At 73.1% G+C, this 21,480-nt stretch carries 19 protein-coding genes and 1 tRNA gene; 13 read left to right on the plus strand and 7 right to left on the minus strand.

Annotation, left to right across the window (positions count from 1 at the left end; genetic code table 11):
- Positions 1 to 92: 92 nt before the first annotated feature.
- Complete coding sequence (locus VF746_07255; GenBank protein HEX8692198.1) at positions 93 to 1,628, minus strand: M56 family metallopeptidase; 1,536 nt, start codon at positions 1,626 to 1,628, stop codon at positions 93 to 95.
- Entirely contained in the window at positions 1,625 to 2,014 is a 390-nt protein-coding gene (locus VF746_07260) for a BlaI/MecI/CopY family transcriptional regulator (protein ID HEX8692199.1), read from the minus strand. The genes VF746_07255 and VF746_07260 overlap by 4 nt, the downstream gene beginning before the upstream one ends.
- Before the next feature lie 218 nt (positions 2,015 to 2,232).
- On the opposite strand from VF746_07260, the gene hemW reads away from it, so the two are divergent.
- The 6 genes from hemW to VF746_07290 all read left to right on the plus strand — a co-directional run bounded on the left by hemW (position 2,233) and on the right by VF746_07290 (position 7,971).
- The gene (hemW, locus tag VF746_07265; GenBank protein ID HEX8692200.1) at positions 2,233 to 3,429 is read left to right on the plus strand and encodes a radical SAM family heme chaperone HemW; all 1,197 of its coding nucleotides are present in this window, start codon (positions 2,233 to 2,235) and stop codon (positions 3,427 to 3,429) included.
- A gap of 278 nt (positions 3,430 to 3,707) precedes the next feature.
- Complete coding sequence (gene hrcA, locus VF746_07270) at positions 3,708 to 4,760, plus strand: heat-inducible transcriptional repressor HrcA (GenBank protein HEX8692201.1); 1,053 nt, start codon at positions 3,708 to 3,710, stop codon at positions 4,758 to 4,760.
- A 298-nt stretch (positions 4,761 to 5,058) separates the two neighbouring features.
- The gene (gene dnaJ, locus VF746_07275; protein HEX8692202.1) at positions 5,059 to 6,213 is read left to right on the plus strand and encodes a molecular chaperone DnaJ; all 1,155 of its coding nucleotides are present in this window, start codon (positions 5,059 to 5,061) and stop codon (positions 6,211 to 6,213) included.
- Positions 6,210 to 7,094, plus strand: a complete 885-nt coding sequence (locus tag VF746_07280; protein HEX8692203.1) for a 50S ribosomal protein L11 methyltransferase — start codon at positions 6,210 to 6,212, stop codon at positions 7,092 to 7,094. Before dnaJ ends, VF746_07280 begins: the two co-directional genes overlap by 4 nt.
- Positions 7,095 to 7,221: 127 nt before the next feature.
- Positions 7,222 to 7,524 carry a YHS domain-containing protein gene (locus VF746_07285; GenBank protein HEX8692204.1) on the plus strand — a complete coding sequence of 101 codons (303 nt, stop codon included), beginning with the start codon at positions 7,222 to 7,224 and terminating at the stop codon, positions 7,522 to 7,524.
- A 99-nt stretch (positions 7,525 to 7,623) separates the two neighbouring features.
- Positions 7,624 to 7,971 (plus strand): histidine triad nucleotide-binding protein, encoded by a 348-nt coding sequence (locus tag VF746_07290; GenBank protein ID HEX8692205.1) that lies wholly within the window; start codon positions 7,624 to 7,626, stop codon positions 7,969 to 7,971.
- 90 nt (positions 7,972 to 8,061) lie between these two features.
- Here the strand turns inward: VF746_07290 and VF746_07295 are convergent, their stop codons facing one another.
- The 3 genes from VF746_07295 to VF746_07305 form a co-directional block, all read right to left on the minus strand.
- A complete protein-coding gene (locus tag VF746_07295; GenBank protein HEX8692206.1) occupies positions 8,062 to 8,286 on the minus strand; it encodes a type II toxin-antitoxin system HicA family toxin in 225 nt (74 codons plus the stop codon).
- The gene (locus tag VF746_07300) at positions 8,283 to 8,678 is read right to left on the minus strand and encodes a type II toxin-antitoxin system HicB family antitoxin (protein HEX8692207.1); all 396 of its coding nucleotides are present in this window, start codon (positions 8,676 to 8,678) and stop codon (positions 8,283 to 8,285) included. The genes VF746_07295 and VF746_07300 overlap by 4 nt, the downstream gene beginning before the upstream one ends.
- Before the next feature lie 149 nt (positions 8,679 to 8,827).
- Positions 8,828 to 11,044 carry an aconitase family protein gene (locus tag VF746_07305; GenBank protein ID HEX8692208.1) on the minus strand — a complete coding sequence of 739 codons (2,217 nt, stop codon included), beginning with the start codon at positions 11,042 to 11,044 and terminating at the stop codon, positions 8,828 to 8,830.
- Between the two features lie 353 nt (positions 11,045 to 11,397).
- Here VF746_07305 and VF746_07310 point away from each other — a divergent pair, with 353 nt between their 5' ends.
- Entirely contained in the window at positions 11,398 to 11,928 is a 531-nt protein-coding gene (locus VF746_07310; GenBank protein HEX8692209.1) for a hypothetical protein, read from the plus strand.
- A 302-nt stretch (positions 11,929 to 12,230) separates the two neighbouring features.
- Here VF746_07310 and VF746_07315 read toward each other — a convergent pair whose 3' ends face one another.
- A complete protein-coding gene (locus VF746_07315; GenBank protein HEX8692210.1) occupies positions 12,231 to 14,399 on the minus strand; it encodes a S9 family peptidase in 2,169 nt (722 codons plus the stop codon).
- A 149-nt stretch (positions 14,400 to 14,548) separates the two neighbouring features.
- Here VF746_07315 and VF746_07320 point away from each other — a divergent pair.
- Positions 14,549 to 14,621: transfer RNA gene (locus VF746_07320), tRNA-Ala, on the plus strand.
- Positions 14,622 to 14,774: 153 nt separating this feature from the next.
- On the opposite strand, the gene VF746_07325 is transcribed toward VF746_07320, so the two are convergent.
- Entirely contained in the window at positions 14,775 to 15,260 is a 486-nt protein-coding gene (locus tag VF746_07325; GenBank protein HEX8692211.1) for a DinB family protein, read from the minus strand.
- A gap of 354 nt (positions 15,261 to 15,614) precedes the next feature.
- On the opposite strand from VF746_07325, the gene VF746_07330 reads away from it, so the two are divergent.
- The 5 genes from VF746_07330 to VF746_07350 all read left to right on the plus strand — a co-directional run bounded on the left by VF746_07330 (position 15,615) and on the right by VF746_07350 (position 21,460).
- Positions 15,615 to 16,133: a DUF4440 domain-containing protein gene (locus VF746_07330; GenBank protein HEX8692212.1), complete on the plus strand. Its 519-nt coding sequence runs from the start codon at positions 15,615 to 15,617 to the stop codon at positions 16,131 to 16,133.
- Positions 16,134 to 16,376: 243 nt separating this feature from the next.
- Positions 16,377 to 17,708, plus strand: coding sequence for an erythromycin esterase family protein (locus VF746_07335; protein ID HEX8692213.1), 1,332 nt, complete (start codon positions 16,377 to 16,379; stop codon positions 17,706 to 17,708).
- Between the two features lie 666 nt (positions 17,709 to 18,374).
- Positions 18,375 to 19,148 (plus strand): hypothetical protein, encoded by a 774-nt coding sequence (locus VF746_07340; protein HEX8692214.1) that lies wholly within the window; start codon positions 18,375 to 18,377, stop codon positions 19,146 to 19,148.
- 463 nt (positions 19,149 to 19,611) lie between these two features.
- Positions 19,612 to 20,742: a M48 family metallopeptidase gene (locus tag VF746_07345; protein ID HEX8692215.1), complete on the plus strand. Its 1,131-nt coding sequence runs from the start codon at positions 19,612 to 19,614 to the stop codon at positions 20,740 to 20,742.
- 58 nt (positions 20,743 to 20,800) lie between these two features.
- On the plus strand, positions 20,801 to 21,460 hold the full coding sequence (locus tag VF746_07350) for a zinc ribbon domain-containing protein (GenBank protein HEX8692216.1): 660 nt from the start codon (positions 20,801 to 20,803) through the stop codon (positions 21,458 to 21,460).
- Positions 21,461 to 21,480: the final 20 nt, after the last annotated feature.

Genomic DNA, 21,480 nt, shown 5'->3' on the forward strand with positions numbered 1-21,480 from the left:
TCGCACTCCGGGTGGAGGTGGAGCGCCTCCGTGTCCTACTCTTGTAGGAGACAGGGGCGCGGCATTTCCCCGGCGCGCGCGGGTGCAGCCTGCTACCGCGCGCGCGTCGAGGCCGCGGCCAGCCCGGCCGGCAAGGGGGGGAGGAGGCCCGGCGGCGCCGCGGTTCCCCACGGCTCCCGCCCGGCGATCTCCGCCCGGATCACGGACACGGCCACCGCGCCGGCCGCGGCGTTGATGCGGCCCTCCCCCGGGAGCCGCACGACGTAGTGCTCTCCGGGTCCGATGTCGGAGGTGTCGTGCACGACCGCCGTGGCGCGTCCCGCGACGACGAACGCGAGGGCGAAGGCGGAGACGGTCTCTCGCGAGCGGTTGCGGAGGCGAACGACGGGGCGCCCGATCTGGTCCGCCCCTGCCGCGGCCGCGCTCGCCTCGACCACCTCGAGGGGGGTGCCCGGCAGGTTGACGAAGCGCAGCGGCTGGCGGGCCGGCCCTGCCTCCGGCGGGGTCCGCGGCGACGCGGGAGAAGCAAGCGCGGGCGCGGCCGCCGCGGCGCGGGGAAGGGCACGCGGCGCGGCGGCCCGGCTGCGCGGACCCGGAGGAGCCGGGCCCGGACGAGGGCCGGCCGGTGCGGACGGAGGCAGTGCCGCGGCGGTCCCCGCCCAGAGCAGGAGCGCGGCGGGACCGAGCACGGCGAGCCTCCAGCCCGTCCGCTCGGCGGGAACGAAGAGCCGCCGGATGCGCCGCTCCAGGTCGGCGGCGGCGTACGACGAGCAGGCGGCCGCGCGCACGGAAGGAGGGGCGCGGCGGGCGACCCGCAGCAGCGTCTCGGCGTAGCGCGCCGCCTCCCGCTCGCCCCCCGGGCCCGCGCCGGCACGGTCGGCCGCGACCTCCCGCTCGATCCGGGCGAGCCCGGCCAGGTACCACACGTGCGGCCACGGCCACAGGACGGCGCAGGCCAGGCGCACGACCGCGTTGACGAGCGGATCGCGCCAGCGTACGTGCTCCAGCTCGTGGCGCAACACGGCGGCGGCCGCATCTGGAGGAAGCCAGTCGGGGAGGACGACGCGCGGGCGGAGGAGACCGACCGCGAGCGGCCCGTCGTGCGGGCTGAGGAACACCGGGGTACGACGAAGGCCGGCTGGAAGCGCCTCCGGCGCGACGGAGGCGAGGCGCCACCCGCGGCGCCGCTGCCGGAACCAGCGGTGGGCCAGCGCCTCGCGACCGAGCAGGACGAGCGCGCCCGCGGCCCACAGGGCCAGGATCCAGGGTGCGACCCGGGGCGACGCCGCGGCCCGGAGGATCGCCTCCCAGCCGGGCACGGCGCCGATCGCCGGAGGAGCGGCGGGGGCGCCCCCGGTCGCGGGCGCGGGAGCGGCTTCGAGCCGGAGCCGGACGGGCACCACCACCACGCCCCGCGCCGCCCGCGAGGCGGCTCCGGAGCTCCCGGCCGCGGCTCGCAGCAGGGGAGCGGCGATGGTGAGCGCCAGCGCGCCGAGCACGAACACGTAGCGCGCCCGGGGTGCCGCGCGCGGCGCCGCCCGGAGCACGAGGGCGACCAGGAGCGCGACCAGGACGCCGCCGGCCAGTCCCGAGAGGAGCACCCCCACGAGGGCGGGGGCCGCGCTCATCTCCCCCTCCGCGCGCGCTCGGCGGCGATGAGGGCCTGCAGCCGGTCGAGCTCCTCCACCGACAGCTCCGACTCCAGGAGATGGGTCGCCAGCCGTTCGACGCTGCCCTTGAAGAAGCGGTCCGCGAGGCGCTCGAGCAGCGACCCGACCACCTTCGGCTCGGGAGCCAGGGCGTGGTAGACGTGCGCGCGGTCGGCGACCGAGCGCCCGACCATCCCCTTGGCTTCCAGCCGGTTCAGCATCGTCTGCACCGACGTGTAGGCCAAGCGGGTGCCCCCGGCGGCGAGGCTCTGCTGCACCTCGGCCACCGTCGCCTCCCCGCGCCGCCAGAGCACCTGCATCAGGTCGAGCTCGCGGTCGCCGAGCGCGGCAGGATCAGACGTCACGTTTCCTCCTACTGGAGTAGGACATGCCACATAGTGCTCGCTCGCGGTCGGGTTTGTCAATACCGGCGATGCGGAAGGGCCGGCGGTCCGGGGAGGAGTCTCGCACGGGGTCGGGAGGCGTCACGAAAGACCGCGAGCCGCGCGGCGGAGCGGGAACCGTCTCCACTCTGCGGTGTCGTGTACGCGTCGATGCGCGAACGAGCTGGAGGACGAGCGGCGTGATCCATCCAGGGCAGGACGGCGGGCGGGCGAACGGGGCGGGGCCGGACGAGCGGCCCCGCTCTCTGTACGTGCACGTGCCGTTCTGCGTGCGGCGCTGCTCGTACTGCGACTTCGCCGTGCAGGCCACCCGCGAGGCGCCCACGGACGAGTGGCTGGACGCGGTCGCGGCGGAGATGCGGCTCCTCGCCGGGGAGCGCGGCTGGGCGCTGCCGCTCGCGCTCGACACCGTGTACCTGGGCGGCGGCACGCCGTCGATGCTGGCGCCCGGAGCGATGGCCGAGCTGCGCCGGCGCCTGGAGCCGTACGCGGTGTGGAACGCGTCCGCCGAGTGGACGTGCGAGGCCAACCCGGAGAGCTTCACGCCCGAGGTGGCGCGCGCCTGGGCGGCGGCGGGGGTGAACCGCGTCTCGCTGGGCGCGCAGACCTTCCACGAGCCGGCGCTCAGGTGGATGGGCCGCCTGCACGGCGTGGACGGCCCCGCGCGGGCGGTGGAGGCGGCGCGCGCGGCGGGGATCGGCAACGTGAGCGTGGACCTGATCTTCGGGCTCCCCGCGCGGCTGGGGCGCGACTGGGGGGCGGACCTCCACCACGCGCTGCTGCTGGAGCCCGAGCACGTCTCGCTCTACGGCCTCACCGCCGAGGCGGGGGCGCCGCTGGGGCGCTGGGTGCAGGAGGGCCGCGAGACGCTGGCCGACGAGGACCGCTACGCCGACGAGTTCCTGCTGGCCCACGAGCGGCTCACGGCGGCCGGGTTCGAGCACTACGAGGTTTCCAACTTCGGCCTCCCCGGCCGGCGCTCGCGCCACAACTTCGTCTACTGGACGGGGCTGCCGTACGCGGCGCTGGGGCCCGGCGCGCACGCCTTCCATCCCCCGCTGCGGCGCTGGAACACGCGCAGCTGGGACGCCTACCAGGGCGCCCTGCGCGCCGGCCGCCTGCCGACGGGCGGCGAGGAGCGGGTGGACGAGGAGACGGCGGCGCTGGAGCACGCCTGGCTGGGGCTGCGCACCGACCTGGGCCACCGGATGACGTCGGACGCGGAAAGGCGTCTATCGGAGGTCTGGGTGCGCCAGGGGTGGGCGCGCGCCGAGGGCGACACGGTCCGGCTGACGGCGGAGGGGTGGCTCCTCCTCGACCGGCTGGCGGTGGAGATGGCCGCGGCGCGCGAGGGGGAGCCGGCCCTGCACGGATGACAGCCAGGCTGCCCGGAAGACCCGTCCCCGCCGCCACCTTCGGCCAGGGCGGCGCACCCCGCGGCCCCGGAACTTGCGGGTGGGCGCCGGCGGCGGAGACGGAGTCCCCGGAGCCGGGGGTGGGGTCCGGAAGGGGCGGAGGGGCGGGGAGTCCGTCCGGGCGGCGGCGCCAAGTGTCGAAGCGGCAACGGGGAAAGCACGTTTCCGGCATTGACGCGGGAGTCCGGCGGCGGCAAATTCCACGAGTTTATGCCCGATCTTTCGCCACCCGCGAGACCATGGCCGAGGCACCCCTCAACGAGCGCGAGCACGCCATCCTCGAGGCGGTGATCCGCACGTACGTCGAGACCGCCGAGCCCGCCGGGAGCCGCACCGTGGCCCGGCGCTTCCGGCTGGGCATCTCGCCGGCCACCGTGCGCAACACCATGAGCGACCTGGAGGAGAAGGGGTACCTCTACCACCCCCACACCTCGGCCGGGCGCGTGCCCACGGACCTGGCGTACCGCCTGTACGTGGACTCGCTGATGCGCAAGGAGGAGCTGACGCCCGCCGAGCGCACCGCCATCCGCCGCGAGCTGGAGCAGCGCGGCGAGGGCGCGGCGGTGGAGCACCTGCTGCGCCGCGCGGCGCAGACGCTGGGGCTGCTCACGCAGGAGCTGGGGCTGGCGATCGGGCCGCGGCTGGACGAGGCCGCCCTGGAGCGGCTGGACCTGGCCCCGGTGGGCGAGGCGCGGGTGCTGCTGGTGATGACGCTCCGGGCGGCGGGGGTGCGCACGATCTACGTGGACGTGACGGGGGCGATCCCCCCCAGCACGCTGGCGGCGGTGGCGCGCATCCTGAACGAGCGGCTGGGGGGGCTCACGCTGCGCGAGATCCGCCAGACGATCCCCGAGCGCCTGCGCGACTCGGCCTCGCCCGACGAGCCGGGGGCGGCGGAGCTGCTGAACGTCTTCGTCCAGTCGGCCGAGGAGCTGTTCGTGCCCCCCGCGGCGCCGGAGGAGGAGCTGCACCTGGGGCGCGCCTCGGTGCTGGCCGAGCAGCCCGAGTTCGCCAGCGGCGAGCGGCTGCGCTCGCTGATCGAGCTGACCGAGCGGCGCGACCTGCTCAAGCGCGCGCTGGACCGGCGCCCGGGGCGCGAGGGGCTGAACGTGACCATCGGGGTGGAGCACGGCGACCCGGCGCTCTCCGACTTCACGCTGGTGACCTCGGAGTACCGCTCGGGCTCGCTCAAGGGGGTGATCGGGGTGATCGGCCCCACGCGCATGCCGTACGAGCGGGTGATCTCGCTGGTGGAGAGCACGTCGCACCTGATCTCGGAGTTCCTGGCCTGAGGGGTGGGGCGGCGAGGTCCGGGCGGTCGAAGCCGCCCGCTGGAGCCACGGGAAGCCTCGCAGCCCCCGCGAGGCTTCGACCGCGACGGCACGACCGCGTGAGGGATGCGCGCCCGGAGGGCCGGGACGGCGCCGCCACACGGGGTTTCGTGGCGGCGGTGGCCCGGCGCCGTTGGGCACGGTCGTATCGTGCCCTACGGCGCGCGCAGCCCGGCCCCCGCCAGGGGGACACGCCCGAACGAGCAGTTGATCGGTTGAAGTTCGCGGTTCGTGGGGTTCATCCACGGCGACGAAGGACATGAGAGACTACTACGAGATCCTGGGCGTGGGGCGCGACGCCGACGCCGAGAGCGTGAAGAAGGCGTACCGCAAGCTCGCCCTCCAGTACCACCCCGACCGCAACGGCGGCGACAAGGAGGCCGAGGAGCGCTTCAAGGAGGCCACCGAGGCCTACGAGGTGCTCCGCGACCCCGACAAGCGCGCGGCGTACGACCGCTTCGGCCACGCGGGGGTCAAGCGCGGCATGGGGGCGGGCGCGGGCGGGTTCGGCGGCGGCTTCGGGTTCGAGGACGCGCTGAACATCTTCATGCGCGACTTCGGCGGCTTCGGCGGGTTCGAGGACCTGTTCGGGGGCGGGGCGCGCCGGCGCGGCGGAGTGCAGCGCGGCAAGGACCTGCAGGTGCGGCTGCGCATCACGCTGGCGGAAGTGGCCGCCGGGGTGCGCAAGACGCTCAAGGTGCGCGCGCTGGACCCCTGCTCCACCTGCAAGGGCACCGGCTCGGCCGACGCGGCGGGCCCCGTCAACTGCGAGCAGTGCCAGGGCACCGGGCAGATCCGCCGGGTGCAGCGCAGCGTGTTCGGGCAGTTCGTGAGCGCCACCGTCTGCCCGGCGTGCGGCGGCGAGGGGAAGGTGATCAAGAGCCCCTGCAAGGCCTGCCACGGCGACGGGCGGGAGCGCGGCGAGCGGGTGCTGGAGGTGGAGATCCCCGCCGGGGTGAGCTCCGACAACTACCTGACGCTGCGCGGCCAGGGCAACGCCGGCCCGCGCGGCGGCCCCCGCGGCGACGTGATCGTGGTGATCGAGGTGGAGGAGGACGCGCGCTTCGTGCGCGACGGCTCGGACCTGATCTACGAATTGCCGGTCTCCTTCAGCCAGGCGGCGCTGGGGCAGGAGGTGGAGATCCCCACCGTGCACGGCGAGGAGAAGGTGCGCATCCCCCCCGGGGTGCAGAGCGGCGACGTGTTGACGCTGCGCGGCAAGGGGCTGCCGCACCTGGGCGGCGGCGGCCGCGGCGACCAGCACGTGCGGGTGCACGTGTGGACGCCCACGGAGCTCAGCCCGGAGCAGGCGGAGCTGTTCCGCAAGCTCTCGGAGATCGAGGGGCCCGCGCCCGGCGGCGGCAAGCAGCGCACGGGGTTCTGGGACCGCGTGAAGGGCGCGTTCGCGGCGTGATCGACCCGGCGCGGTGGCTGGTGCTGACGGTGGAGGCCCCTTCTCCCGAGTTCGCGGGGCTCGTGGCGGAGGGGCTTCTCGCGCTGGGGGGCGCCGCGGTCGAGGAGCGCGGGGCGTCGCTCGTCACCTACCTCCTCCCGCCGGACGACCCGGAGGCGCTCGCCCGCGAGGCGCGCGAGCGGCTGGCGGAGTGGCTCCCGGACGGGGCGCGGGTCGCGGTCTCCTGGCGCTGGCAGGAGGACGAGGACTGGGCGGCGGAGTGGAAGCGCGGCCTGGGTCCGCGGCAGGTGACCGACCGCCTCGTCGTCAAGCCGACCTGGACGGAGTGGGAGGCGGCGCCGGGGCAGGTGGTGGTGGACGTGGACCCGCAGATGGCGTTCGGCACGGGCGAGCACGCCACCACGCGCGGCTGCCTGCGCCTGCTGGACGCCGTGGTCCGCGCGGGCGACCGGGTGCTGGACGTGGGCTCGGGCTCGGCGATCCTCTCCATCGCCGCCGCGCGGCTGAGGGCGCGCGAGGCGGTCGCCGTGGAGTACGACCCCGACGCCAACCTCAACGCCCGCGAGAACCTGGAGCGCAACGGCGTGGCGGACCGCGTCCGCATCGTCGAGGCGCTGGCGGACGAGGCGCTGCTGGAGGGGCTGGGCCGCTTCGACCTGGTGCTCGCCAACATCCTGAGCGGGGTGATCCGCCCGCTGCTGCCCGCCTTCCGCCGCGCGCTGGGCGGCTCGCCCGCCGGGCGGCTGGTCGTCTCCGGCATCCTCCAGCCCGAGTCTCCCGACGTGGTGTGCGACGCGGAGGCGGCCGGCTTCCGCGTGGAGCGGGTGGACGAGGAGGAGGAGTGGTGGAGCGCGCTGCTGCGGCCGGTGGGGAGTGCGTGAGTGCGTGAGTGCGTGAGTGGCCGGCGCGGGAATCTCCGCGCCGGCCTTTTTGATTCTGGGGGACTTCGAATCGGGCGCGAACGATGCAGGCCTTTTTCGGACGGACCCTCGAACCCGGGAGGTGACCATGGCCACTGTTCGCGACCCCGTCTGCGGGAGGGAGGTGGATACGGCGACCGCGCTCAAGCTGGAGCACGGCAGCCACACGCACTACTTCTGCTCGGAGGCGTGCCTGCGGCAGTTCCAGGCCGACCCGGCGAAGTACGGCGACCACCACGCGCAGGACGACTACGGCTACGAGAAACACGAGCCGCCGCACACCACCACGGGGCGGATGACCGCGCCCAAGTTCGGCTCGGCCGGGAGCGGCGGGCTGGAGTACGAGCCCGGCCCCGAGCGGCACGGCCCCGGCGATGGGCACAAGCACTAGCCGCGTCCGTTCCGCCCGCGCGCCGGGGCTTGTGCGCGCGGGCGGCCCTCCGCACTTTCCGCCGTCTCACCAGGCATCCACCCGAGCCGCGGGGACGGCATGGACAGCTGCATCTTCTGCAAGATCGTCGCGGGCGAGATCCCCTCGCACCGCGTGCTGGAGACCGCCGACTTCATCGCCATTGAAGACAAATACCCTGCCGCGAAGGTGCACGTGCTGCTCATCCCTCGCAAGCACGTGGAATCCGTGGCGCACCTGGCCGACGACGACGCGGAGCTGGCGGGGAGGCTGCTGCTGGGCGCGCGCGACGTGGCCCGGCAGGAGGGGGTGGACAAGACCGGCTACCGCGTGGTGATCAACACGGGGCCGGATGGCAACCAATCGGTGCCCCACCTGCACGTGCACGTCATGGGCGGCGAGCCGCTCACCGGCCACGGGACGGCGTAGGCGGCCGGGGCGCTACGGCGGACGGACGAGGGGCCCCGGATGCGTCCGGGGCCCCTCGTCGTGTCGGGCTGCAATCGTGGCGGATGCCGCCTACAGCAGGTCGATCAGCTCGTCGCGGGTGATCTGCACGTCGGAGAGGATCTTGTTCAGCAGGCCGGGGCCGAGGGTGTCGCCCGCGTGGACGGGGACCACCGTAGCCCGGCCGTCCTCGTGCTGGACGAAGTGATGGCTCCCCTTCACGCGCAGAACCTCGAACCCGATTCTCTTCAGCGCCGCGAGCAACTCCTTTCCGGTGATGCGCGGCAGCCGCGTCATGCCGTTACCGAGACGCGGCGGATGCCGACGAACCCGGTTTCCGAGGGGCGGCCGCCCGAGACCTCCAGACACAGCTCCACCGCCTCGCGCACGCGCTCCATGAGCTGCTCGACCGAGCGCGCCTGCGTGTGACACCCCTGCAGCGCCGGCACCGAGCCCACGTACCACCCCTCGGCGTCGCGCTCGACGATCACGTCGAAGTCGTAGCTCACCCCCGCCTCCTCCCGTGGTTGTTCGGGCTCCTCGCCGTACGGCGCCCTCAGCTCGCGCACCACGCCCGGCCGCCGCATCCCCTCGGTGGGCCCGCGCGACACGGCGCGGAAGACGTCGTCCCAGGTGCAGTTCTCGGGCAGGCTGCCGATCAGGCGCAGCGCCTGGTCCTTGATGCTCACGTGCGGTCCTCCGCTCCGAAGACGAGCCGAAAGTACACAGAGTGGACCCCTGTGTCAAGACGTTAGTGCGCGAAGTGCGCGCCGTGGCGCGAGGGGTGCGAAAACGCCGGCCCCATGGGCGGGGCCGGCGTGGAGTGCACCGGGTCACGTCAGACGCCCGCCAGCTCGGCCTGCGGCTCCCAGGCCACGATGCGGCCCGCCATCGCCGAGGCGGCGACGGTGTAGGGGGAGGCCAGGTAGAGCTGGCCGGGGCCGCTGCGGCCGGGGAAGTTGCGGTTGATGGCGCTGATGGTGACGTCCGTGGGCTTGCGGCTGACGCCCGGACCCGCGTTGATGCAGGCGCCGCAGCTCGGCTCGATGAAGGTGGCGCCCACCGCGTCGAACACGCGGTCGTACCCCTGCTCCTGGCAGTAGCGGTAGACCTCCTGCGAGCCGCACTGGATGTAGAACTGCACGTGGTCGGGCTTGCGCTCGCCGCGCTCGGCGTGCTCGCGCAGCACGCGCGCGTACATGTCCATGTCCTCCTTCTTCCCCGCCGTGCAGCTCCCCGCGTAGGCGATGTCGATGCGGACCTCGTCGTCCAGCTCGTCCACGTGCATCCCGTTGCCGGGGTCGCCGGGGAGCGCGATCATCGGGCGCAGGGTGGAGGCGTCGATCTCGATCACCTTCACGTACTCGGCGCCCTCGTCGGAGAAGAGCCCGTCGCAGAGCGCCTCGGCCTCCTCGCGCGGCATCCCGCGCTGCTCCACCAGGTAGTCGACCGTCTTGGCGTCGGGCGCCACGATCCCGGTGAAGGCGCCCACCTCGGCGGCCATGTTGGTCATGGTGGCGCGCTCGTCGACCGAGAGCGCCTCCACGGCGGGGCCGGCGTACTCGATGATCTGCCCGATGGCGTGGCCGTCCTTGATGTACGGGTGGCGCAGGATCTCGAGCATGAAGTCCTTGGCCGAGACGTTGGCGGGCTTCTCGCCGCGGACCACCACCCTGAACGACCTGGGCACCTCCACCCGCACGTCCCTGGTGATCCACGAGTTGAAGATGGCCGTGGTGCCCACGCCGAACGCCACGCACCCCACGGCGCCGGCGTGCGGGGTGTGCGAGTCGCTGCCGATGATCACGTGGCCGGGCAGGGCGTAGCTCTCCAGGATCTTGGAGTGGCAGATGGCCTCGGAGCCGTGCTTGCCGTGCCCCAGCTCGCCGTAGAGGCGCACCCCCTGCTTCTCGGCGAACTGGCGCTGCTTGACCTCCAGCTGGTTGGCCACGTCGAGCAGGCCGAGCTGCACCCGCTCGGGCGACATGGCGTCCTTGAGGAAGGTGAGGTGGTCGCGGAAGAAGAGGATCGACTCGGGCTCCAGCACCTTCTCGTCGGGGCCGACCAGCTGCTCGAAGAAGATGGCCGACATGGGGGTGACGTACTCGTGGCTGAAGCGGATGTCGGTCTTCACGAACCCCGCGTCGCCGGGCTGCACCCACGGCACGCCCACCGCGTCCTTCGACAGGTCGGTGACCCAGTGGCGGGCGAAGATCTTCTCGGCGAGGGTCATCGGCCGCGCCCCGCCGGGGTGGCGGCGGCCGGCGGGGGCGCCCAGTGCGTCGGCGCGGACGTTCGACGTCGAAGTGGCGACGAACTGCGCGGCGGCGCCGCCCGCGCCGGTGTCGGGGCCGGGCTGGTCGTACTCGCCGCTGCCGCGCAGCATGCGCACGTCCTGCGCGTCCAGGTCGTCCGTGGTCTCGCCCGCGCCGTGGCAGGAGATCGGCGGGGTCTGCACCAGCCCCTGCAGGCGGGCGACGTTGTAGTTGAAGAGCCCGCCGTGCTCGATGATGCCGCGGGTGATCTCGTCGGCGCCCTCGGTGAACTCGGAGAGGGGGATGGTCCCGCCGCGGCGGATGCGCTCGACCAGCTCGAAGTTCGTCGACGTGAGCACGCCCAGGTTCTGGCAGTTCTCGCGGTAGATGCGCTCGATGTTCTCGGCGATCACCAGCCGGATCCCCGCCATCATCTCGGCGTACGGGCTCTGCTCGCGGGAGGAGCCCTTGCCGCGGCGCTTCCCCGAGACGGAGGCCACGAAGCCGCCCTGCTTCACGCTCCCCTGCTTGATGGGGAACTCGCTCCCGGCCTTCAGGCCCAGGTAGGGGAATTCGCCCAGCGTCTCGTCGTAGTAGTAGCAGATGTACGCGGGGGTGATCTCGTCGGTGGAGATGTTGTCGCGCAGCCGGCCGCGGACCTCGTCCGTCAGCTCGAGGTCCTCGCCGTCGAGCTGGCGGCGGACGAGCTCGGGGTCGTCCACCAGGAACAGGATGCGGCCCTCCAGGCGGACCTCGGGCGGGAGCTTCTCGACCTTGCGCGTCAGCAGCGAGCGGATCATCGGCGTATGCGAGCGATAAGAGGAGCGCGCGGGCGGGCCGCGCGCGTCGGCGTTCCGGGATTCGGGAGACGCAAAAATGGGGCGGGCGCGCGCTCCGGGCAACCCGTGCCCGCGCATGGGGATAGCGCGGGCGCGGGGCCGCGCGGGCGAATGCGCGGTGTGATACCACTTCTTTGAAAATCCGTTCAGACCTTGAGTACGAATCATCTTACGGAGAGCAGCAGCGCAAGCAGGGAACGATGCGCTTCGCCCGGCGCTCGGTTCGGCGTCTCTCCGCCACGTTGTCGTCGCCGAGATGCGCGGTTAGCTTTCCGGAGCCTCCCGACGCTCCTCTTTCCGCGCTTTCCGCCACGATGCCACGCTTCCGCGCGTTCGTCTTCTTCACCGTGCCGATCACGGGCGCCGTGCTCCTCGCGGGTGCCGCGGCGGGCGCGCGGCCGGCGGCGGCGCTCTCGCTCCAGGCCGGCGAGACGCTGACGTTCGCGACGGGGGACCAGGTGAGCGTGGCGAGCTGGCCGATGGGGGCGAGCGGCGTGGAGGTGTGCGCGGCGATCACGCAGCGCATCCGCCCGGGGAAGACGCTCTACGTGCAAAGCGACCAGGGCTCGGGGATGCCGACGATCCAGCGCTTCCCGATCTCGGGGGTGACCCCCTACTGCACCCGCCTCACGCAGACGGCGGGCGACTCGGTGACGGTGACGTTCACCAAGCAGGTGCGCGACCGGGTGGGGCGCATCGCGCGGCTCACCGTTGGCTCGCACCGGATGGCGGTGGACCCGCTCTGGCGGCGGCGCGTCACCTTCCGCTGGTTGCGCGAGGGCGCCGACACCGTCCCCGCCGCGCCGACGGTGGAGGAGGTGTTCGGGACGGGGCGGAGGCCGTAAGGGCGGAGGCGCGAGCCCTTCTCGTCTCATCCGGAAAACTGCAAGCCTCACGCAGAGTCAGCAGAGTCAGCAGAGAAATTCTCCACTGACTCTGCTGGCTTCGTGTGAGGTTTTCCTGTTGTAGTTGCGTGAGGGATGCGCGCCCGGAGGGCCGGGACGCCGCCGCCACAGGGGGTATCGTGGCGGCGGTGGCCCGGCGCCGTTGGCCTGCGTTGTTTGCAGGCCTACGGCGCGCGCAGCCCGGCCCGGAGCGCAGCGGAGGGACACGCCCACACCCGCAGTTGCAGTTCCTCCGCTCGACCTCACCGCGTCGGGGTCGGGGCGGCGGGGGAGCGCACCTCGGGGCGGATGTGGCGCTCGAACCACTCGACGATGCGCAGCATGTGGTCCACGCGGTGGGCTGGCTCGCCGGAGCGGGTGAGCTCGTGGCCTTCGCGCGGGTAGCGCACGAACTCGACGTCGCGGCCCAGCGTCTTGAGCGCGCGGTAGAACGCCTCGGCGCCCGCGATGGTGGTGCGGTAGTCGGCCTCGCCGTGCAGCATCAGCAGCGGGGTGCGCACGTTGGCCACCCAGGTGAGCGGCGACTGCTCGCGGGCGATCTCGGCCTGCTCCCACGGCCGGCCCCCGAACTCGCCCTCGAAGAGCCGCCAGGTGTTCGACGCGCCCCACCAGATCGACAGGTCGTAGACGCCGCGCTGCGCCACAGCGGCCCGGAAGCGCTCGGGCGCCTCCTTGGCGATCAGCCACGCCACCATGTAGCCGGCGTAGCTGCCGCCGGTGACGGCCTGCCGGGCGGGGTCGGCCAGGCCGCGCGCCAGCACGCTGTCGGCGCCGATCAGGATGTCGCGCGCGGGCGGGGTGCCCCAGTTGCGGTGGATGCTCTGCAGCCCTTCCTCGCCGTAGCCGCCGGAGCCGCGCGGGTTGCTGAAGAAGACGGTGTAGCCGGCGCCGGCCAGCGACTGGTACTCGAGCCACATGCTGGCCTCGCCCGGGCCCCACATGGCGTGCGGGCCGCCGTGGATCTCCACCGCCAGCGGCGGCCGGTCGCCCGCGCGGTAGCCGATCGGGCGCAGGATCCACCCCTGCACGCGGCGGCCGTCGAAGGAGGGGTACCACATCTCCTCGTAGTCGGCCACGTACACGCGCGCCAGGAGCGAGTCGTTCAGCGTGGTGAGCCGCCGCTCGCCCCGCCCGTCTCCTCCCGCGGCGTAGACGTCGCTCGGGCGGCGGGGGTTCATCTCGGCCCAGGCGATCGTCCGGCCGGCCACGTCGAAGGCGAGCACGCCGCGCGGGCCGTCGACCACCTTCTGCGGGGCGCCGCCGTCCACGCGGACGCGGTAGAGGGGGACGGCGCCCTCGGACGAGACGGTGAAGTAGAGCCAGCCGTCTTCCGTGAACTCGAAGTCGTCCACCGAGCGGTCGAGCCCCGCGGTGACGCTCCGGCGGCCGCTGCCGTCGGCGCGCGCCAGCACCAGCTCGCGGTTGACGGCGGTGCGGAACCCGGTCTCCACGTGCTGCCGCGCGTAGGCGATCCACCGCCCGTCGGGCGACCAGCGCGGGGCGCTCTCGGAGTAGCCGGGCTCGGCGATCCGCCGCGCCGCGCCGCCGCCGGCGGGGACCACCACCAGGTCCGACTCCAGCTCTTCGTCGGGGTGGCGGCCGGCGCGGGGCTCGCCGGAGGAGAAGACGAGCGAGCGCCCGTCGGGCGACCACGAGGGGGCGGAGGAGTTCCACGGGTTCGCGGTCACGCGGACGGGCTTCGCGTCGGGCCGCGCGTCGACCACGTAGACCTGGCGCCAGCGCTCGCCCTCGATCGAGGTCTCGCCCATGAAGGCGAGCCGGGTGACGCGGCGGGGGTCGTCGTCCTCTTCCTCCAGACGGAGCTTGGTGCGGATGGCGGCCAGCGCGGCGGCGCGGTCGCGGTCGATGCGGCGGATGGCGGCGGCGTCGACCCTGGCCTTCGTGGTGTCGCGCGCGGTGTCGAGCTCGGTGGGCGGCAGCGCGGAGGTGAAGGCGACGCGGTCGCCCTGCGGCGACCAGACGGGGCCGGCGGCGCCGCTCCGGAGGTCGGTGAGCGGCCAGGCCTCGCCGCCGTCGGCCAGCGGGAGGATCCACACCTGCGGCCGGGCCCCCTCCCCGCGCGAGCTCACGAAGGCCAGGCGCGTCCCGTCGGGCGAGAAGGCGGGGGAGCCCACGGAGGGCGAGTTCGTCCACGTCAGCCGCCTCGGGGGCCCGCTGCCGTCGGTGCGGGCGATCCACAGGTCGCGGCGGTACCTGTTCGTCGCCGAGTCGGCCTGCGTGACCACGTAGACCACGCTCCGCCCGTCGGGCGAGAGCGCCACGTCGGAGGCGGCGCGCAGGTGGTAGAGGTCGAGCGGCGTGAGCGGCCGGCGCTCCTGCGCGGCCAGCGGCGACGCGGCGGCGGCGAGCGCCGCCAGGACGGCGAGGGCGATGCTGCGGGTGCGGTGCATGGAAGCCTCGGGGTCAGGACATTCTGGGGTGACCGCCCAAGGCTACGTCGCCGCGCCGCCCGCGGCAACCCGGCGCGGGTGGGGAAGACGCGCGAAAGGCGCGGACGACTTGAGTTCGCGCCAGATGTTGGTTAGATTCAGCCCCGTTCGGGGCCTTAGCTCAGCTGGGAGAGCGCCTGCTTTGCAAGCAGGAGGTCACCGGTTCGATCCCGGTAGGCTCCATTCACCCGCAGGCAGTGCAACACGGTATTCGAACGCAACGCGCCCGGACCGCGTGGTCTCGGGCGCGTCGATGCGTTCAGGATCGAAATCCGGGCTGCGGGGCCACCAGCCGTCATGTGTCGGCGGGGTGGTCTTCGTCCGGGCGGAGGCGTGTCATTGCCGCTCGAAGAACGGCGGCGGCTCGATGCCGAGGGCGCGCAGGTAGACGTAGCCCTGCCCGCGGTGGTGGATCTCGTTGTCGATCACGTAGAGCAGCAGGTCGTGGGCGACGCCCGGGTACTGCCCGAACGCGGTCATGGACTCCTGGAACCTGCCCGGCGGGATCTGCGTCCAGAGGGCGTCGATCTGCTCCGTGGCCTCGTCCCAGAGCCGCAGGATCTCCTCCTTCGGCCGGGCGTCACGGTTCCAGGAACTGCTCCACTCGCCCGTCGCCACGCCGCGCACCATCGGCGCGCCCATGCTGAGCATCTCCATCGCCAGTGCGCCGAACGGGCGCATTCCGCCGACCGAGAAGGTGAAGAGCTGGTCGTCGGGGAAGGCTTCGATCACGCGCCGGGTCAGCCGGCGGTGGCCCTGCCAGTGCGCGAGCAGCGCCGCGGGGGTGATGAAGGCGGACGGGACGGGTGCGGTGGTCGACACGGCGGGTCTCCTCGGCGGGTGGGGAGCGGAGGCCGATCCGGATGGCCCGGAGGCGGTCCGGAATTCTAGCCGCGCCGGCTCGTCCCGCAATGACGCCGCGGCGCGGCCGTGTCGCGGGCCGGCCTCATTTTGTCCTCCGTGTTCGTCCGTGCGTCACGGCCGTCGGCGCTGCCGCGTTCTATCGCACCCGCCGGGGTGCAGCCGCCTCCGGTCTGTCGGCGGCATCGGCGCGCCTACCTCCGCCACGCATAGCGCGAGAAGACGATGCTTCGTCCGTCGACCCCGCGGCGTCGCGCCCGCCAGTAGAGCCCGGCAACCCGCCGTCACCGCGAATCCCTCCTACACCAAGCGAAGATGCGTCGTACCCTTCTCGTCCTCGTGGTCCTGATCCTGTCCGCCCACCGGGCACCCGCGCAGCAGCACATCCCCGGCGGCGCCGCGCGGGACCTGGGCGGCGAGCGCAACGCCTATCGAGCCCGGGTGCGGGCCGAGCTCACCCAGCTGATGACGCAGTGGGCCGATGCGTGGAACGCGGACGACGCGGCGGGACTCAGCCGTCTCGTCGCGCGCAATGCCACGCTCGCGGTCGAGGGTCTTCCACTGATCCGTGGACCGCAGGCCCTCTCGGATTCGCTTCCGGCCGTGCTCGCCCGCGAGGAAGAGATGCAGTGGCGGATCACGGACTTCGAGACCAGCGGCGACCTGGCGTACGCGATCTGTGATCTCGCGTGGGGGCCCGGAGGCGCGGGCGGGGAGGGAGCCTTGCGCGGCCGCATGTCGTTCGTCGCCACCCGGGTGTCCAACAGCGAGTGGCGCGTCCGCAGCGTCACGATCTCGCGGGCTCCGGCCCCGCCTGCCCCGGACGCGCTGTGAGCGTGGCCGCCGCGCGGAGGCTCCGGCCCGACCGAGACGTCGCCCGTGGATGAGCGGCCTGGTGGACTCGGCGCGCACCGGGAGAGCACCGTCGCCGCGCCCGCACGGCCTGGGAACGACACGGGCCCGCGTTCCTGCTTCCCGCGGCCTGGCTCCCGTTCCGCCGGACTTCGGCGCGAGGCCTCCCGTCGACCTCCGCCACCCGGCCGTGGTCCCGGTTCCACCTGCTCTCCTGGAGGTCGCATGAGCGCGCGGACCCTCGTGCTGCTGCTGGGCGCCACCCTCGCCGCGTGCTCGGGCGCCGAGCCGATCACCGAGCCGTCGGGAACGGAGGTCCCGCGCGAGGCGACGGCGTGGCTGCAGGCGAACGCCATCCCGTTCACCGCCTCGCGGGCGGGCGGCCCCTACCAGGACCTGCTCCCGCTGAAGCCGATCGTGGGCGGCGCCCGCATCGTGGCGCTCGGCGAGGCCACGCACGGCACGCGCGAGTTCTTCGAGATGAAGCACCGCCTGCTGGAGTTCCTGGTGCGGGAGATGGGGTTCACCACGTTCGCCATCGAGTCGGAGTGGGCCGAGGCGACCCGGATCGACGAGTACGTCCGCACCGGCAGCGGCAACGCGCACGCGCGGCTCACCGGGCTCTACTTCTGGACCTGGCGGACGCAGGAGGTGCTCGACCTGATCGAGTGGATGCGCGCCTGGAACGCGAACCCCGCCAACGCCCGCAAGGTGGGCTTCGTGGGGGTCGACGCCCAGTTCCCCACCCTGGCGATGGACACCGTGGTGGCCTTCCTGCGGCGGGCGGACCCCGCGGGCGCCGCGCTGGCCACGGACCGCTTCTCCTGCCTGCGCCCCTACTCGAACGACGCGCGGGGGGGCTCGCGGGCCAGCTACTCGAGCGTTCCCAACGTGCTGAGGGAGGATTGCCGCGCGCAGGTGGCGCAGGTGCACGAGTACCTGGCCGCGAACCGCGCCAGGCTGGAGGCGGCCGCCTCGCCGGCGGAGTTCTCGTTCACGCTCCAGGCGGCGCGGCTGGCCGTGCAGGGCGAGGACGTGCTCTCGCAGCGCGACGGCTCGGCGCGCGACCGCTACATGGCCGAGAACGCCGCGTGGTGGCTGGACCGCGAGGGAGCGGGAGCGAAGATGGTGATCTGGGCCCACAACGCGCACGTCAGCACCGCGCCGGGGTGGATGGGCAGCCACCTGCGCGCCCGGTTCGGGCAGGAGATGCGGGTGATGGGCTTCAGCTTCTACCAGGGGTCGTTCACCGCCGTGAACCTCGACGGGGGCCCGTTCGGCACCTACAGCTTCGGGGCGGCGCCCGACGGGAGCTACGAGCACTACTTCCACAGCGCCGGGCTGCCCCGGTTCATCCTCGACCTGCGGGTCTCGTTCGGATCGCCCGCCACCCGCTGGCTCGCCGGCCCGCGCGCGGTGCGCGAGATCGGGTGCTGCCACCGGCCCAGCATCCCCGGGTGGGGGATCCGGCTGGTGTCGCTGCCGTCGCTCTACGACGCGATCATCCACTTCGAGACCACCACCGCCTCGCAGCTGCTCCCGCCGCGGTGGGAGTAGCGAGCCTCGCGGCCGCGCCCAGGCCTCGGGGCGGATTGGATTCACGCGGAGACACAGAGACGCAGAGACGCAGAGAAACCCTCGGGTCTTCTCTGTGTCTCTGCGTCTCTGCGTGAGACCTTTTCCGGAACTGCCGCGAGCCGTCGGCCGCCGCCGGCAACCAACCGTTTGCTTGCCAGGGTGCCGCCGCGACCCGCAGATTCCCCGCGTCCGCGGAGGGTGGACTCCCCTCCGCGCGCGGCTGAGCCCGGCGTTGGACGCGCGCGCCTTCACCATCGGGCGCGACGTCTTCTTCCGCGCGGACGAGTACCGCCCCGATTCCGCCGGTGGGCGGGCCCTCCTCGCGCACGAGCGGGCGCACGTCGTTCAGCAGCGCGCCTCGTCACCCTCCGGGCCGGCGGCAGTGGGGCCCGCGGACGACGCGCGCGAGCGGGAGGCGGACCGCGTGGCCCGCCGTGTGGCGGAGGTGGACGACCGGGCTGTGGATTCGCACGCAGGACCTGGACGCCGGCGCACCGGCCCGCGCCGCAGCACGGGCGCGTTTCGCTACACGAGAGGCCGACCGCAAGAAGTCGCACGCGGAGGACGATGCGGGGCTGCAGGTCCGGGCCGCGGCTGCGCCGGCGACGCGGCACTCGCTCACCCGAACCCCCGTCAGGAGGCATTATGCCGACCGAGATCGAGACTTTCCGGCTCGACATCGAGTTCGCAGGGATGTGCCTGTTGGTGCGCGACCCCGGCCACCAGCAGATGCACGTGCTCCTGCCCCCGGTAACCGGACATCGGGCACGTCTCTTTTACGCGCCGGAGCACGGTTCCGCCCCGCCGTGCGAAGGGGACACGTGCTGGCCGTGCGAACCACTGGACGGCCTCGCGCTCGACCTCACCGGGCTCAAGAGTGGTGCCTCGAGTGGGCAGCCGGTGGATTTCCAGGTCGTCGACCTCTCGACGACCCTCGGGGACAAGAGGGTGCCCCGGAGGCACCTCGACGATCCTCCGCCGACCGACCCCGTGCTCTGCCGGGTGACGCTGGACGACGGGGGCCGGGATTCGCTGAAGCCGGGGATCAGGTGGAAGTTCGGCTCGAACCGCCGCCCAATGGCGATCTCGCTCACGTGGAGGGTCTTCGGTGTCGAGTCGCCACTCAGGCTGACCCTCGGAAGCAAGACCCTGGAGCTTCGCCCCCACCACCAGCAGATGAATCTGGCGATCTTCAACGCGCCTCCCGACGAGTTCCCGGATTCGACGACACCGTTTCCGGGCCCCACCGACCCGGCGCACCACTTCATCAAGTACTATGACTTCTTCGACGGGGTCGATCCCGACAAGAAGCATGTCCCGGAGGAGCCGGACAGGGAAATCTCCAGGCCCCTCATCGACCTGCACAAAGGGAGGCGGTTCACCTGCATGCTGGCCCAGGCCGAGTCTGCGCCTGAGTGATTCGCGCAAGCGGTGGTCGCCTACCCTGCGGAGCCGGCTTCGAGCCACGCCCGGTACCCGGCGGAATTGCGTTTCGGAGGAACGTCGGGGAGGCGCGAGACCTGTCCGCGCGGCGGGAGCCGGAGTGATCCACGGAGGCAATGGAGTTTTCTCACCTGGCTCCATCGCCCTCTCACGTCCCCCTTTCGGGCGCGTCGCTGCGTTGAGGCCGGGATTGCACCCGGGTCCGGCGACCCTGCGACCCCGCTGTTCGTCGGCGCGGATCCTCGCGGGAAGCCATCGAGCCGTTCTCGGCGGCGATTTCCGACGAAATTCCGGCCCGAAGCAGGTCATTGTCCCGGCTGCCGGTGCGGATTAGCTTGCGGCCGGGACGCCGTGCGTTCCCGTCCGTTCCGCGAGGCTTCTCCCCGCCCGCCCCACCCGCCGGTCCAGGCTCGTCCACCCGTTGACGCGGAGCTCGGCGATGCGTGTGAACGCCCGTGACTTCATCCATCCGGAAGACGCCGCCGCCCAGGAGCAGCTCCGCGCCATCCCGATGTTCGACCAGTTCGTCAAGACGTTCCTCAAGGTCTTCCAGGAGCAGCTCTTCCTCAACCAGTACCTCTCGCAGGCGGTGCGCCTGGGGCCCAACCAGCTCCCCCGCATCCACCGCCACCTGGTGGAGTGCTGCCAGGTGCTGGACGTGGAGGTGCCGGAGATGTACCTGCACGCCACCGGCGACGTGAACGCCTTCTCGCTGGGCGACACGCGCCGCTTCGTGGTGGTGACGGCGGACCTGGTGGACGCGTGCGACGAGGAGGAGCTGCGCGCCGTGATCGCCCACGAGGTGGGGCACCTGGTCTGCCGGCACACGCTGTACAAGACCATGGCCTGGGTGCTCTTCAACGGCGGGGCGTCGATCCTGGGCCCGCTCTCCATCGCGGTGAAGCCGATCGAGATCGCGCTGGCGTACTGGTCGCGGCGCTCGGAGTTCTCGGCCGACCGGGCCGCGGCGGTGGTGCTGGGCGGCCCGCAGCAGGTGGTGGAGACCATGATCCGCCTGGCCGGCGGCCCCAAGTCCATCACCGCGGACGTGAACGTCGAGGAGTACCTCCGGCAGGCCGAGGACTTCGACAAGCTGGCCGAGAACGCGTGGAGCAGGGTGCTCCAGCTGATGAGCGTGATGGAGGCCACCCACCCGTTCAGCGCGCTCCGGGCGCGGGAGATCGTGCGCTGGTGCGAGGGCGAGCAGTACCGGCGCCTCACGGAGGCGCTGCGCTCGATCGGCCCGGGCGCGGCGTGCCCGGCGTGCGGGGCGTCGGTGGCGGGCGACTGGAAGTTCTGCCGGGCCTGCGGCGGCGCGCTGCTCGAGCCCCAGGCCGCGGCCCCGGCCGAAGCCGCGGCCGCCGCGCCGGGCGACGGGGCCGCGGGCGCGGCATCCGCCGAAGGCGCCGCGGAGCCCGCCTGCCCGTCGTGCGCCGCGCAGGTGGGGAGCGACTGGAAGTTCTGCCGGAGCTGCGGCGCCGTGCTGCTCGCGGTCCCGGTCGCGACCCCGGCCGAAGGCGTGGTGGAGGAGTCCGCCGCCGCGGAAGGTCCCGCCGCGGAGCAGCCGTAGCCGGGCGGCGGGCGGAGGGGATCACCAGGTCGTATCGAATGAGGAACCGGAGGCATCCATGGGCACCTTCCAGTCGAGCCGCTTCTTCCCCATCTCTCCCCCGGACCTGAAGCCGGTGGGCGGCGACGTGCTGCGCGAGTTCCGCGGGCGCGGCTTCGAGGTGAAGGGGGAGCAGGGGCTTACGGGCGGCTGGTTCATCAGCATCCACAAGGGCGGGACGTTCAAGGCCGTGGTGGGGATGAAGACGGCGCTGAACATCAAGATCGAGCCCGTGGACGGCGGCACGCAGGTCGACGCGGGGATCGGCATCTTCGGCCAGCAGGCGATCCCGACGCTGATCACCAGCCTGGTGTTCTGGCCGGTGCTGATCACGCAGATTGCCGGGATGGTGCAGAGCGCCAAGCTCGACGACGAGGCGATCCAGATCGTCGAGGCGGCGCTGATCCGCCACTCCGGAGGCGCGCAGGCCGCGGCCGCTCCCCTGTACGCCACGCCGACACCGGCGCCGCCAGTCGTGGCCGTCCCCCAGGCCGCCGCGCCCGGCGCCCCGGGGCCCGCGGTCGAGACTCCCCGGGCAGGCGCGCCCGCTCCGCAGCCCGCCGCAGCCGAGCAGCCGCGGGAGGCGGGGGGCGGCTTCTGCTCGGAGTGCGGCACCCGGCTGCCGGCGGGGGCGAAGTTCTGCAACGAGTGCGGCACCCGGGTGACGGTGCCGGCCTGACGCCGGCGCTCCATCGTCCC

Origin of the sequence: Longimicrobium sp., from assembly GCA_036389795.1 — a bacterium.
Classification (GTDB): domain Bacteria; phylum Gemmatimonadota; class Gemmatimonadetes; order Longimicrobiales; family Longimicrobiaceae; genus Longimicrobium.